Origin of the sequence: Picosynechococcus sp. PCC 7003, from assembly GCF_001693255.1 — a bacterium.
GTDB lineage: Bacteria > Cyanobacteriota > Cyanobacteriia > Cyanobacteriales > MRBY01 > MRBY01.
Genome location: NZ_CP016474.1, coordinates 34,193 through 48,920, shown reverse-complemented (window position 1 = coordinate 48,920; position 14,728 = coordinate 34,193). Strand labels below are relative to the sequence as shown.

At 51.0% G+C, this 14,728-nt stretch carries 9 protein-coding genes; 4 read left to right on the top strand and 5 right to left on the bottom strand.

Annotation, left to right across the window (positions count from 1 at the left end; genetic code table 11):
* Positions 1-74: 74 nt before the first annotated feature.
* The 3 genes from AWQ21_RS00225 to AWQ21_RS00215 form a co-directional block, all read right to left on the bottom strand.
* Positions 75-566 (bottom strand): chemotaxis protein CheW, encoded by a 492-nt coding sequence (locus tag AWQ21_RS00225; RefSeq protein ID WP_065712810.1) that lies wholly within the window; start codon positions 564-566, stop codon positions 75-77.
* Positions 567-640: 74 nt separating this feature from the next.
* The gene (locus AWQ21_RS00220) at positions 641-1,003 is read right to left on the bottom strand and encodes a response regulator transcription factor (RefSeq protein ID WP_065712809.1); all 363 of its coding nucleotides are present in this window, start codon (positions 1,001-1,003) and stop codon (positions 641-643) included.
* 90 nt (positions 1,004-1,093) lie between these two features.
* On the bottom strand, positions 1,094-2,302 hold the full coding sequence (locus AWQ21_RS00215) for a response regulator (protein ID WP_065712808.1): 1,209 nt from the start codon (positions 2,300-2,302) through the stop codon (positions 1,094-1,096).
* A gap of 477 nt (positions 2,303-2,779) precedes the next feature.
* Here AWQ21_RS00215 and AWQ21_RS00210 point away from each other — a divergent pair, with 477 nt between their 5' ends.
* Positions 2,780-3,457, top strand: coding sequence for a uracil-DNA glycosylase family protein (locus tag AWQ21_RS00210; RefSeq protein ID WP_065712807.1), 678 nt, complete (start codon positions 2,780-2,782; stop codon positions 3,455-3,457).
* 27 nt (positions 3,458-3,484) lie between these two features.
* Here the strand turns inward: AWQ21_RS00210 and AWQ21_RS00205 are convergent, their stop codons facing one another.
* Entirely contained in the window at positions 3,485-5,032 is a 1,548-nt protein-coding gene (locus tag AWQ21_RS00205) for an FAD-dependent oxidoreductase (protein WP_065712806.1), read from the bottom strand.
* 268 nt (positions 5,033-5,300) lie between these two features.
* Here AWQ21_RS00205 and AWQ21_RS00200 point away from each other — a divergent pair, with 268 nt between their 5' ends.
* From AWQ21_RS00200 to ftsH3, 3 genes are all read left to right on the top strand, one after another.
* Entirely contained in the window at positions 5,301-5,642 is a 342-nt protein-coding gene (locus tag AWQ21_RS00200) for a hypothetical protein (protein WP_065712805.1), read from the top strand.
* A gap of 306 nt (positions 5,643-5,948) precedes the next feature.
* Positions 5,949-11,741 carry a translocation/assembly module TamB domain-containing protein gene (locus AWQ21_RS00195; protein ID WP_065712804.1) on the top strand — a complete coding sequence of 1,931 codons (5,793 nt, stop codon included), beginning with the start codon at positions 5,949-5,951 and terminating at the stop codon, positions 11,739-11,741.
* 141 nt (positions 11,742-11,882) lie between these two features.
* Positions 11,883-13,745: an ATP-dependent zinc metalloprotease FtsH3 gene (ftsH3, locus tag AWQ21_RS00190; protein ID WP_065712803.1), complete on the top strand. Its 1,863-nt coding sequence runs from the start codon at positions 11,883-11,885 to the stop codon at positions 13,743-13,745.
* Between the two features lie 80 nt (positions 13,746-13,825).
* Here ftsH3 and AWQ21_RS00185 read toward each other — a convergent pair whose 3' ends face one another.
* Entirely contained in the window at positions 13,826-14,728 is a 903-nt protein-coding gene (locus AWQ21_RS00185; RefSeq protein ID WP_065712802.1) for a PhzF family phenazine biosynthesis protein, read from the bottom strand.

The window sequence follows — 14,728 nt, the reverse complement described above, 5'->3', positions numbered from 1 at the left end:
TTTCAATTTGGGTAAACGCAAGAAGGGAAAGAATGAGAGGCCGACATTGGGCTAATCTATTCAGTCTGGCAAGGTCAGCCTGGGGATTTGAGGTGGTCTAACAAGGCTTCGAGGTTGATGCTCCAGATGGTTTCCCCTGAAGCCAGACGAAACTCACCTGCCACCAAAGCCGAAACATCACTGGGAATTTGCCCTGGAGGGCCCGGTAATAATTCCAGGCGATCGCCGCGCATTAAATGCTGCACCTCGGCGACAAGAATGCCGAACGTCTGCTGGTTAACCGTAACCCGTAAAACATGACATTGCGATCGCGAATAATCACCATCCAATAAAGGAGACAAACGGAGGGCATAGGCTAAATCCACCAGCCACAGCACATCGCCGCGCCAACCACAGACCCCTACCACTGCAGGTGGCAAATCTGGCATTTGCACAATATGTCCTAACTCGACATTGATTGTTTCGACCAATTGAGCCGTGGGCACCATGGCCCGAAAACCATCGGACAAAAGAATACTAATGTATTGTGTTGTGCTACTTTCCGGGACAGAGGTCACAGTGGCCATAAACAACCCTCCAAATCAAACTTCAATCAACAAAAGTTGCGCAAGACGGGGCAGCAAATCACGCAGAGCCAAGCTTAATTAATCCAACGCCGTACCGCATTTAACAGTTCGTTTTGGTCAATGGGTTTGGTGACATAGTCATTCGCCCCCTGTTTACTGGCCCATTTTTTATCCATTTTTTCGGCTTTACTGGAGCACATGATGACAGGAATATTTTGGGTTTTTGGATTATTTTTGACCTCACGACAAAATCCAAAGCCGCTTTGGCCCGGCAGCACGACATCCAGGACAATGCCATCAATCATTTTGCTATCCAGGATGGCCCGCGCCGCCTCTGCCGTTGTGACTTTTAGTAAACTAAACCCAGCATTTTCTAGACAACTTGTAATAATTTGTGCTTCTGTCGGACTATCTTCAACTAATAATAAAGTTGCCATTACAAACCTCTGAGGAAAAATTCAAAATTCAAATTAAATAACAATTTTTGTTTGAGAGCAACCCTTAAGTAAACTTTGAAAAATCAAATTTTATCGGGCAGAACTAGAGACTTTCAAGGTGGCATTTTCTATTTCATTACCTTGTTCGGCAACTTCATCTAAATATTTTTCAATTAAGGCAATGGTTTTCTCTGGATCTGGTGGTTTTCCCAGAAAATCAGAGGCCCCCACAAGCTTGGCTCGGTTACGGTCAATTAAGGTATCGCGGCTAGTCAAGACAATAATCGGCGTTTTTTCAAACACAGAGGTTTGTCTGAGAAATTTACACACGGTATAACCACTGGCATTGGGCATCACGAGGTCAAGAATGATAATGTCGGGTTGACTCTCGATGAGCTTGGCAACGCCCCGCATGGGTTCACTGATGCCAATGGTGCGATAGCCAGCTCCTTCGAGGATTTTCCGCAGGGTTTGGAGAATCACGGGGCTATCATCGATACAGGCAATGAGGGCATCACGCTTTTCAGGGGATCTCAGACTGCCGGAGGTGGGGGCATCGGCATCGGTGGGTTCAACAAGATTGGCCAGGGGATGGGGTAAATCTGCAATTTTTTTCAGTTGAACAATGCGCTTTTTGAGTAGGGGAATTAGGGCATTGGCAACGCTATTGACTGATTTACCGAGATGCACAGAAATGTCCCACATGGTGAATTGCCCATTGAGATACTGGCCCAGACCACCCAGGGCACTGGCATCAATACCCGCTTTTAGCACCGGGGCGAGGGTTGGACTTAGGTTGCCCAGACCTGCACCTTGCCATTGTTGCTGGAGTTGCGTGACCCGATTGAGGTCGGGTTCAACTTCTAGATAGGACAAGGACAAACTGAGGGCAATTTCTGTGGCATTTTTTTGGGTTTCATGCCATTCGATGGTGGCATCGGCATAGCAACCAAGATCAAAGAAGACTTCCTGGGCGATCGCCCGAATAATGGCCTTCGCTTGCATGACCGTAAGTTGCTTCGTTGTAATCCCTTGATAGAGGAGCTGATATTCCCACATTTGCGGGCTCATCAGTTCTTGGGGATTTGGCGTCCACTGGGGGGCGAGCCGTTGGGTAATGCGGTTCCAACGACGGGTCGAGTGGATGCCGGCTGTGGCATGGAGAAGACGCCCGGACAGGAGATGAATATGCCCCTGGTATTGACTATTCCCCACAACCAACTCACCCGTAGCCCGTGTTTGGCACAGTTGGTTGAGTTGATCGGCGATGAGATTGAGTGTATTGCCTGCAGCAGTCATATTCTGTGTCTAGAGCATTTCTCGATCTTAAATATACCCATAACCTCTAGATAGCCTAACAAAAGCTTTGCAACAATATACAAATTGACAAATCATTCTGAATTTTATGAATTTAAACATAAATAGCAAAACAGTCCCCAATATTTTTTCTTGGCATTGGGGCTTGCTGGCTTTCTTTTGATTTTTTACCGCGAAGACATCCAAACGATCTTTAATTTTCTTGGCACTTTCTACGTATAAACACTGAATTTATTTTGATTTTTATTAAGTCCAAGAACATGTTAATTGTTAGCTGTTTCAAAGCAGTTATTAAAAAAAAAATTATAAGGATTTTTTCTAAACAATTTTGTGAAGATTTGATATAGCTTTCGGTGTCCTAGGATAGAAAAAGACGCCGTCAGCCATGGTTTGGGTTGACAAAGGGCGGTGGCGATCGCCAACAATGACATAGATTTCTAGCCCTCTCCAGTTGAGACCATGACGGATATTGCGACGTTAATCGCCCAAGTAAAAACGGAGGCAGAACGGGAACCATTTCCCATTGATGTGCCTGTGTATCAAGCGGCACACCTTGCCCCCACGGAGCCAGTGCTCTATGCAGGAAATCTCAAAGCTTCCCTATGTTTTTTTGGGCGGGATTTGGGACGGGATGAGGTGCACGCCCGTCAACCCCTGTATGGCGCTGCGGGCACCCTGGTTCGCCAGGGATTTTATTACGCAATCCACCAGCAAAAGGTTCATGACAAAGCACAACTAGCAACGGTTTGCGATCGCCTCTTGTTGACCAATACAGTGCCCTACAAACCGCCAGGCAACAAAGCCTATCCGGTGTCGGTCAAAGAACGATTTCGTCCCTTTGTGGAGCGGCTTTTGGTCTTACATTGGCAGGGGAATCAAATCATCACCCTCGGCACAGAGGCCTTTAAATGGTTTGACCCCTATGGGCGACGGGGAGAAGTAAATGGATTTTTTCGGCGGGGCGATCGCTTTGAAACTTCATTACAAGTGACCCTCCGGGCCGTGGACGATCTGGGACTGGAACACCAAAAGATCGTTACTTTATCGCCTCTGCCCCACCCATCCCCCCTAAATCAACGCTACTATGCCCAGTTTCCTCAGATGTTGCAAAATCGTTTGGGGGCGATCGCCTTTTGATGAGGTTTAACCATTGAGTTTTTTGAGCTACTCCTGGGACTGCTCTAGTAAGCCAGCCGGATGAAAATCTTGACCTGACCCATACTGCCAGGCCTCACGCCGTCGCTTAGTCTGGTAACTATCCCCCATGGGCAGACGCTGACTGAGGGCATAGCCTGAGGTATAAAGACCCAGGGCAAGGTAGTGGCGCAACCAATCGGCCAAGGCTCCCACCCCTAAATGGGGCAACAGGGGCAACACCGTTTTAAAGTTCACCCTGGGTAACGTCTTCGTCAGTCCCTGGAATTGCACCACATCCTGTAAGAAAGGATTAAGGGTGTCTTCCCCCAACTGGGCCATCACCCCAAAGACCGCATTTAACAGATCATTAATCTGGTTTGGTGGGCAAGTTTGCTTTACCCCAACGCTCATGGCCTTTTGAAACAGCCAGGTGACCGAAAGGTTCGGTTGGTAGGGTTGTAACAGAGCGAGGGATTGGCGATCGCAACAGTCCTGGGTGAGGACGTCATCTAAACCGTTGGTGAGTCGCTCTAGATGTCTCAGCATTGCCCCAAAGCCACCAAAACTCACGGGAGATTGGCTGCCACTACTATCACCAATGGGCAAAATACGGTCCCAAGGATAACGGAGGGGACTACGACGATAGCTCGGAAAAAAACCAAACAGAAACCGTTGAAAATCTAGGGCCGCTAAATCCACCTGTTGGTAGTCAGGGAGTAGTTTGAGGTATTCCTCCAGAAGAAAAGCCAGGTCAAACCGTTGGGGATGGGCATCAAGATAGGTAAATAAATAGGTGGTGCGGCCATCGTGGGCGGGAAAGGCTTCCCAAAAATATTGGCATTGATTGCGAATCGGCGTGAACGAATAGATTAAATCTCCCTTACTATTCGCCGCAAACCCCTGGGCACAACTTCCCACCACCAGACAGACACCGTCGGGCTTTTGGCCTTGGCGCACCTGTTGGGCAAGGGGAGAAAAATGCCCCATCCCATCCAAAATTAAGCGGGTGTGAAACGTAAACTTTTCGGTCTTGGCGATCGCCCCCTGCGGCGAAACCGTAATGCCTGTGCAAGGGTGATTTTCAAAAATTTTGCCGCCCCAAGTGAGGAATTTTTCCTTCAAAATTGCCAGCAACCGTCGGGGACTGACACCAATATTTAAAATATCTTTCACCCAGAGGGGATCTCCCCCATGGAACTGGATCCGCAGGGGGTTAAATTCCGTCATGATGACTTCGCGCAGTTCTGTCTCACTAAGGAGATCGAGATCCAGGAGCGTTTGTAACTCACTCCGGGAAATGTTCCATTCCTGGACGCGCCCTTGTAATGGCCCCCGTTCCAGGATAATCACCCGCCAGCCTCGACGTTGTAAGGCCGCCGCAAGGAGCAAACCTAACGTGCCCCCACAGACCAGTACATCGCAATCGTAATCAGGGCCATCCTCCGTACCAATTTGAACCATCGTCGGAGCACCGATTTTACCCTGTCGCCAATTTTGCCACCGTTGATCGGCCGCCCGTAATCCCTGGAGGGGATTCCCCGGCATGGCACCCAAAATTGTTTCTACCTGACCCATGGCGATCGCCTCTCATTTTTCTGCACACTGTGGCTATTTTTTATCATTTTCCCCGGAAGCAATGGTCATAAATACTTAAAAAATCTCGAATTTCCGGGATTGCCTTGACTTCATAAAACTTAATCAATAGAATCAGCGTAACTTAATCTCGCCAAAATATTCGTGCTTAATCATTTGGTGCGTTGAGTACTGTTTTAATCCATTTTTAATAATCAGGAGCTTGCCCGTGCTAGGAAAAATTTTAGGAAAGAAGAAAGATAACTTTTTCATGGAATTACCTTCCCAAGGTAACGACACAATCGCTGAAGCGTCCGTTGCGCCCGAAGTGCGGGTACAGGAAACAACTGAGGTAGAAGCCCCCGCTGCTGCTGCATCCCAAGAGGCGCCTGCTCCCGCCGCCAGTGCCCCTGCCCCCAATGTTAATGACCCCACCGATGTGATTGTTGCGGCGATCCAAGCTGCAAGCCGAGAAGACGTTCTTGCACAGACAGTAGAAGCAGGTGCCTTTGCCGAAAACTATCTCCTCAACCCCGGCAATCGTTCTAGCCGTCGCCGTCCAGGGGCAAACATGGCTGCTTTTAAATCCATGGCCCAAAACATCAAATTCTAGAAAAAGGTTTGCGTCAAAAAAATTTCTGTCAGAGATAACGACAGCCATTTATGGATTTAGGGTTTAGCAAGGGAAGTAATTACTTCTCTTTTTTTGTGGCAAATTTATCAATGTGGCAACGGTCAAACAACGAATCTTTGATGCTTGGGCTACTGGGAATCGCTTCTATATGGGATTGATTCAAAACTTTTCAGGCTGACCTTTTGGGGCAGATCCAGAATCTATAGTAATTAAAAAGCGACAAAAGCCATTGCGATAGGGTCATCCTATCTATAATGATCGCAACACTTGCAACCTGTTGCCACCATGAGCCAAAACCTCCCCCCTTCCTCCGAAAACTCAGTGCAAGTTCCACCATCTCGTCGGCGTAAACGTCTCATTACGGGGGCGGCGGTGGGCCTTGTGCTGGCTGTGGGAGCGGGATTGGGCTATGGGCGTTACTACATTTACCAGCGCCTATCGCCACAAATTGAGCAGCAGCTGAATAAACAAATTGATCGCCCCATTAACCTGGGGTCAGTGCAAGGGTTTTCTTTGGGGGGGCTACGGTTCGGCCCTTCTGAACTGCCGCCGACGACGGATTCTAATGATCAGCTTTTGGTTGAGGCGATCGCCGTTGACTTTAACCTGTGGACATTGCTCACCCGACGGCGCTTAGACCTAAACCTCACCTTGATTAATCCCCAGGTGACCGTCGAGCAAAACCAAGCCCGCAAATGGCTAGATTTGACGATTACACCAGATGACTCGGACAGCGAGGGTCTCGAGGTCAATATCAACCATATCCGACTCCGCCGGGGCCAACTGACTCTCATTGCCCGCCAACGTTCCGGCACCCTAAGCCCTCCCGTGCAATTGGCGATCGCCTCTGGGAAAGGCCGCCTCACGAACGAAAACAAAGTTATCGATTTTGATATTCAAGGCAAGTTGGCCCTGGGAGGAGAATTAGACATCCAAGGGGTCCTCGATTTTGACCAAGAAACAAGCCATCTCAAGATTCGCGCGAAAAAATTAGACCCCGTCGCCATTTCTAACCTGGTGGTTCCGCCGGTCACTTTTTCCGGAGGCTTAGTAGATGGGGCCATCGAGCTATTCCTCGAGGAAGGCGACCTCAGCAATTGGAATGGGGAGTTAATGGCCGAGGGGACAACCCTGATCGTGCCAGCCCTCGCCAAACCCGTGGAAGATTTTGCCGGCAGAATTGGCTTTCAGGATCAAGAAATTCAACTCCAGCAGATTACGGGCCAACTGGGGGCACTGCCGTTCAGTGGCGATCTGAATATCGATTTTGAAACAGGTTTTGCGGGACAAATTGAGACTGCCCCCACAGAAATTGCCCAGATCCTGGACACATTTGAATTAGAATCCCCAGCCTTTCCGGTGGAGGGAAAATTAGCAACGACGGTGACCTTTGGGGGGCCATTGGAGGAAATTCAGTTGGCCGTTGCCGCGACGAATGCTAGCCAATTAAAAGTAGATCGCCTGACCCTTGAGCGTTTTCAGGGCGATCTGACTATTGTAGAGAATCGTTTTTTGCTTGATCAGTTCACCGCTCAACCCACCCTGGGGGGCATGATTACAGGCCAGGGGGTGATTCAATTGGCCGATGAAAGTACGTCTTCGCCTGGGGCGATCGCCATTACTGCCCAGGGCGATCAACTGCCGACTAATGCGTTGGCCCAACTTTACGAACTTGATTTACCGGTCACTGCCGGGCCAGGGCGAACGAATCTGGTGTTTGAAGCGCCCTTGAACCAAGTCTCAGAATTTGTGGTTTCAGGTACCGCTGTGGTACCCGTGGCTGGGGGCCTGGTGACGATGCCCAACCTGCGCATCACCCAAACCCAATTCCAAACCCCGGCACGTGCCCAGGGGCTGCGCCTCGCACAACTCACGGAACAGGAACTGCCTCCTTTTCTCCAGCGCAGTATCGTCAATGGTGATTTTCAAGTTGCGGGCACCTTTGGCCAGTCAGAACCCCAGGAGCAAAGTGGTTCCCTCGAGATTACCGGTCAGGCCCGTACCAGTTTTGCCAATGGTCAGGCGATCGCCCGCAATATTCGCGTCGGGGATGGTCGGTGGCGCGCTGACCTGGCCCTAAATAGTCTCGATCTCAAAGACATCCTCCCCGCTGTTCCCCGTACCCTGGTAGCAAACTACTCCGGCCAGTTTCAGACTGGGGGAACCTTGGCCGAGGTGAACTTAAATACCGTTGAAGCGGTAGGTTCAGGGCGTCTCACGGTAGGTGCTGGTGAGATTCGCACCGAGGGGGTCACCATCGCCAGCGGGGAATGGTACAGTCGCACTGTCCTCAATAATGTTGATTTGGTGGACTTTGCGCCCCAATTGGCTAATGTGGCGAATGCAGTTCCCAGCCAAGGTCAGTTTGAGGTGCGGGGTAATTTAGAGGATCTCTCCGTAGAAGGGATTTTGGCCCAGGGTTCCCTGAGCGCCCAACTAGCAGGCGGTGTTATTGACGGCGGACTGTTAACGCTCCAGAATGGCCAACTCCAGGGAGATTTTACCGCTCAAAATTTGGATCTCAATCGCCTCAACAGCAGTCTCGATGGAATTGGTAGTGGTGCTGTGCAATTGACGGCGGATGTAACCCAGCCAGATCTGAAAAACGTGCGGGCCGAAGGGGATCTGCGCCTCAGTGAAGGGGTCGCCTTGATCAATTCTCCGTTAACCAGTCAATGGGCTTGGAACGGGCGACAACTGCAAATCCAAAGGGCGATCGCCGAAAATTTCCGGGCCGATGGGGTTTTAACCCTTGATAGCGATCGCCTCGGTCGCAATGCAAGCCAAGCGATTACAGAGTTAGCTCTCAACCTAGAAGTCGAGGGTTTAGATCTCCAGCAACTACCTTTACCGGAGGTGGCCCAGTCCCTCGATATCTCTGGTCAAGGGGATTTTCGAGGCACGATCCAAGGGACGCTCCAGCAGCCCCGGATCAACGGTCAAGTGGCCCTTAATAATGTGCAGCTAGCCGAATTAATCCTCGATCCGACCCTCCAGGGCACCATTCAAACCCGCAGCGATCGCCGCACCATTATCGCTATCGAAGGGGAAGAAGACCAGATTTTTGCCCGTCTGAATTCCCGTCTCCGCCCAGAACAGGCCCAGTTCAAGCTTGACGGCTCGACCCTAGACCTCGCCCTGGAGTACAACCCCGCAGGCCTCGAACCCATTAGACTTGAACTGAGCAGTGGCAACCTCCCCGTCACTTTGATCCAACAGGTGGCCCAGGGACAACCTGCCTTGCAACGGCTTGATTTTCCCCTAGAAACGATGGTCTTGGGGGGACGACTCTCCAGTGAACTGCGGGCGGATCTCCGGGCAAATTCGGTGTCTGGTCAAGTGGCGATCGCTCAACCGATGCTGGGTTATCTCGAAGGCGATCGCCTCAGCGGCAACTTTTACTTCGCCAACGACACCCTCAGACTCCAGGATTTCCAGTGGGCCCAAAATGGCGGACTCTACAGCGTCGATAGCACCATTGCCCTGGCCAACGAAAATCGGCCTAGCCCAACCATTCAAACCACGGGCACCATTGAGCAAGGCCGGATTGAAGATGTTTTAGCGGCCCTGCAGATTTTCGATTACGGCGATTTCCAAAGCCTCGGTAGTTTATCCCTACCTGATTATTTTGGCCGTTCTAGTCGCTTTGATCAGAGCGCCGATCTCTACGCCAACCGTCCCCAGGATCTGCCTCCCATTACCACCGAAATTGAGTCCATAGCAGTACCAGCCCAACCTACCCTGGAATTGGCCGATGCTTCGCCCCCCAAACGGGAAAAATATCGTTGTGAGACTCTCCTCAACGGCATGGCTGAAGCGAATCCGCCTGAAAATAATGGCGAAAATCCAGCCCTCTACAGTCGCGGCGATCGCCAACAGTCCTTTGCCGAAAGAATCGCTCTCCTCAGTTGCGTCCAAAGCCAATTAAATTTGGATGTCGCCGAGAGCAAACCGCTCCTGCCCGCAGAATTAGCCGACCTCCGGGGGGAATTTAACGGCGATCTAACCATTGCCTACAATGCCGATACTGGTCTCCAGGCAGATTTTGATCTCACCGGGGGATACCGCGAAGTAGACGTGTTTGGCGAATCGCAGATTGTCGGTGCTCCTTGGCAGTGGGGTGAGATCACCATGCCCCAGATCATCGCGCGGGGTGTGCTGCGAGACCGGGTCTTAACGCTTCGGCCCGTGGGCATCCGTCTCTCGGAACAAGATGGTGGGGGACGCCTCAGCTTCATCGGTAGCTTTGGGGGGGATACCCAAACGGGACAATTGCGTCTGACAGAAGTCCCTGTAGCTTTTTTAGAAAAATTTGTGGACTTACCGGAAGCGGTGGCGATCGACGGCTTTATTAATGCCAATGCCGCCCTCGCGGGTACCCCTGATGATCCTTCGGCCCGGGGTGAAATGACCATGGTCAATGCCAGCATCAATGACACGCCGATCAATAGCGTTAAGGGGAACTTCACCTACGATGATGCCCGCCTCAACTTTATCGTCGATAGTGAACTGGTAGCCGATGCTGACCCTCTGAAAATTACAGGCAGTATTCCTTACCAACTGCCCAATGCCACGATTGTCCCGGAGAGTAACGCCCTCAATCTCACGTTTAACCTTGAGAACGAAGGATTTGCCCTCTTAAATATCTTGACGCGGGGTCAAATAGCTTGGCTTGGGGGTGAAGGGAAAGTGGATCTATCCATTGACGGAGAAATTGATCCTGATACGGGGCGACCAGTGGATCTGGTTGCCGATGGTCAGGTGGCGATCACCGCAGCGGAAATCCAGGCCAAGGTTCTACCTGATGCCCCCCTGACCAATGTCCATGGACAAATTGATTTCAATTTAGATACCCTGACGATCCAAGAACTCACCGGTGATTTTAGTGGTGGTCAGGTGGCGATCGCCGGACAACTCCCCCTCGCCAAGCCGACGACCGGGAGTCAAACCCTCGATGTTCGCCTAGAAGATCTCAACTTTGAGCTCCCTAATCTCTACCAAGGGGGCGTTGCGGGTAACCTGATCATTGCTGGCACCAGCCTAGAGCCGACCATTGGGGGCGATCTAACCCTCCGAGAGGGACGTATTTTGCTAGTGGGGAACCAAGAAAATGGCAACAATGGCAACTCAACCGGAGCGACAGATCAACAAACTACCGCCGGGAATAAACAGCTTGATTCAGAGGCATCATCTGCGCCGAAACGCGTTTCCAATGTCGATCTGCGGGCGATCACAGAGTTTAAAGACCTCAAAATCACCCTTGGCGATCGCATACAAATTACCCGGCAACCGATCCTAAACTTCTTGGCGACGGGGGATTTAACCATCAATGGCACCCTCAACGATCTGCGTCCTACGGGGGTGATTCAGTTAGATCGAGGTCAAGTGAATTTGTTTGCCACCCAACTCCGGCTGGCGGGTAATCGCAATACCGCAACCTTTACCCCCAACTTTGGGCTTGACCCAGAACTTGACCTCACCCTAGAGACTTCCCTATTGGAAAATTCCCGGTCATTCCTCGCCACCACCGATCCCCTTTCTGCCGAAATTCGTGATAATAGCGTCTTTGGCCCCAGTCAGATCGGTACCGTCGAAACCATCCGTATCCAAGCGAATGTGCGAGGCCGGGCAAGCAACTTAGATGAAAATATCGAATTGACCAGTAGTCCGCCCCGTAGTGAAACAGAGCTAATTTCTCTCTTAGGAGGATCGTTCTTAGAAAACTTTGCTGGCGGTAGCACCAACGAAACTCTAGCCTTGGCCAACTTAGCTGGGTCGGCCCTTTTGAGTAACATCCAAGATGTCATTGGTAATGCCCTTGGCTTGAGTGAGCTTCGTCTCTTCCCGACGGTGATTACAGAAGACGAAGATGAGAGCAGTTCGACCTTGGGGCTTGGGGCTGAACTCAGTGCCAACATTAGCCCAGATTTGTCCCTGTCGGTGCTGCAGATTCTGAATAGCAGCCAGCCCGCTCAGTTTGGTCTCCGGTATCGGGTCAACGATGAGATTTTTGTGCGGGGCTCCACGGATCTCAATGATGATAATCGCTTTTCTGTCGAATATGACCTGCGATTTTAGACATAAAAGGAGAAAATTTAACAATCTTTCCTGAGAAACGTTAACATTATTTAATAACCAACCTGAAACACAGGATAAGACGCTCTTTTAAGAATCGCATAATTATTCTGCTTATCCTCAAATCCTAGGAGGCTCTCAGTAGTGAACAAAAATAACAAAAAATGGCGCAGTACCGGGCTTTATGCCCTATTGGCGATCGTCGTGATCTCCTTGGCTGTGTCTTTCTTGGATCAGCAACCCCAAAGTCGAGAGACCTGGCGCTATAGTCAGTTCCTCCAAGAAGTCCAGCAGGGCAATATCGAAAGTGTCAAAATCAGTGGCGATCGCACCAAGGCTTTCGTCCCGGCCCAAGATGGAACTCCCATTCTCGTCAACCTCCCCCCCGGTGATACAGAGCTAATCGACATCCTCAGCGAAAACAATGTCGATATTGCCGTGTTGCCCCAGAGTGACGATAACTGGATTTTCCGCGCCCTCAGCACACTTATTTTCCCAATCCTATTGCTTGTGGGGTTATTCTTTTTGCTCCGGCGCGCCCAAAGCGGCCCCGGTTCCCAGGCAATGAACTTTGGCAAATCAAAGGCACGGGTACAAATGGAACCCCAAACCCAAGTCACCTTTGGTGATGTGGCAGGGATTGAGCAGGCCAAACTTGAGTTAACCGAAGTTGTTGACTTCTTGAAAAACGCTGATCGGTTCACTGCAATCGGTGCCAAAATTCCCAAAGGGGTGCTCCTCGTCGGCCCGCCTGGAACCGGTAAAACGCTCCTGGCCAAAGCCGTTGCTGGCGAAGCAGGTGTCCCTTTCTTCTCCATCTCTGGTTCTGAATTCGTCGAAATGTTTGTCGGGGTCGGTGCTTCCCGAGTCCGCGATCTCTTTGAACAGGCCAAACAAAATGCCCCCTGTATCGTCTTCATCGATGAGATCGATGCCGTGGGTCGCTCTCGGGGTGCTGGCCTCGGTGGTGGTAACGATGAGCGGGAACAAACCCTTAACCAACTCCTGACAGAAATGGATGGTTTTGAAGGCAATACTGGCATCATCATCATCGCCGCAACCAACCGTCCCGATGTATTGGATGCTGCGTTAATGCGTCCCGGTCGCTTTGATCGCCAAGTGGTGGTTGATCGCCCCGACTATTCCGGTCGTTTAGAAATTCTCAATGTCCATGCCCGGGGTAAAACCCTCTCGAAGGATGTGGATCTCGAAAAAATTGCCCGTCGGACTCCCGGCTTCACAGGAGCAGACTTGTCGAACCTCTTGAATGAAGCGGCAATTCTGGCAGCCCGTCGCAATTTGACGGAAATTTCCATGGACGAAGTGAACGATGCCATTGATCGCGTCCTCGCTGGCCCTGAGAAGAAAAACCGCGTGATGAGTGAAAAGCGCAAAACTCTTGTTGCTTATCACGAAGCGGGCCATGCCCTCGTTGGTGCGTTGATGCCTGACTATGACCCAGTCCAAAAAATCAGCATTATCCCCCGGGGTCGTGCTGGCGGTTTGACTTGGTTCACCCCCAGTGAAGATCGCATGGATTCTGGTCTATACTCCCGTGCTTATTTGCAAAACCAGATGGCCGTTGCCCTCGGTGGCCGCATCGCTGAAGAAATTATCTTTGGTGAAGAAGAAGTAACTACAGGAGCTTCCAATGACCTGCAGCAGGTCGCTAATGTTGCCCGACAAATGATTACCCGCTTCGGGATGAGCGATCGCCTGGGGCCTGTGGCCTTAGGTCGCCAGAACGGCAACGTCTTCATGGGTCGTGATATTGCTTCTGATCGGGACTTCTCCGATGAGACCGCCGCAGTCATTGACGAAGAAGTCCGGGGCCTCGTAGAGGAAGCCTACAAGCGCGCGAAAGATGTGCTCGTCGGTAACCGCAGCGTCCTCGACAAATTAGCGACAATGCTCGTCGAAAAAGAAACCGTCGATGCTGAAGAGTTGCAAACCCTACTGATGGAAAGTGACGTACAAATGGCCGCTTTCTCTAGTACCGCAGCCTAAGCTACTCGGAAAATTGAATCATCTCCAATCACTACGGTGAGAAACGAGATCCCTAATCAAAATAGGGATCTTTTTTTTGTTTAAAACGTGGGCACATTGATGTGGCCGACACTGACCAACACCGAAGATCCGCCCACGGCAATCTCCGTTAATTCCCCTTTTTGCTGTTGCATGGTCAGCATGAGCTGACTGGGCCGCCCCATTTGAATGCCTTGGTAAATTTGCCAAGTTTGTAATGTCGCCTGGCTGGGTAGGTAGCGATGTAGATAACCAGCTAAACTCGTGGCCGCTGAACCCGTTGCTGGATCTTCAGCAATGCCTAGGCCGGGGGCAAACATCCGCGCATAAATTTGATTGTCTTCGGTCACCACAAAGGGATAGATATGGGCCGCAAATTGATGTTGGAATTTTTCTTCCCAGAGGGTACGGTTGAGGGCGCAACGGCTCAGGGCATCGAGATCCTTGAGGGGCAGATATAAAAAGGGCAGTCCGCAGGAAATTACCGCCGGTTTTAGCACCGGGTGTAAGTCGTGGGTCTGGAGATTCACCAAAGAAGCGTAATCAATGGGCTGAGATGGCTCAATAAACTGGGGCAACTGGGCGGCACTCAAGGCGGTGGTGCGGACTTGATCCTGTTCCCAATAGATAGAGACGGGGACAACCCCCACTGCTTCCTGGAAGCGCACAAGTTGACAATTCTCAGGTAGATAACCGAGGTGGGCCAAGAGGTAGGCGGTTCCCACGGTGGGATGGCCAGCAAAGGGAATTTCGGCGGCGGGCGTAAAGATCCGCAATTGAAAGTCCGTATCGGGATCTTTTGTGGGGAGCACAAAGACAGTTTCTGAGAGGTTCAGCTCTTTGGCGATCGCCTGCATTTGGTTTGAGCTTAACCCTTGGGCCTGGGGGAACACCGCCAGGGGATTACCCCCGAAAATTTGCTCTGTAAACACATCGAGGGTGTGGAAAGTATAGGTTTGTGACAT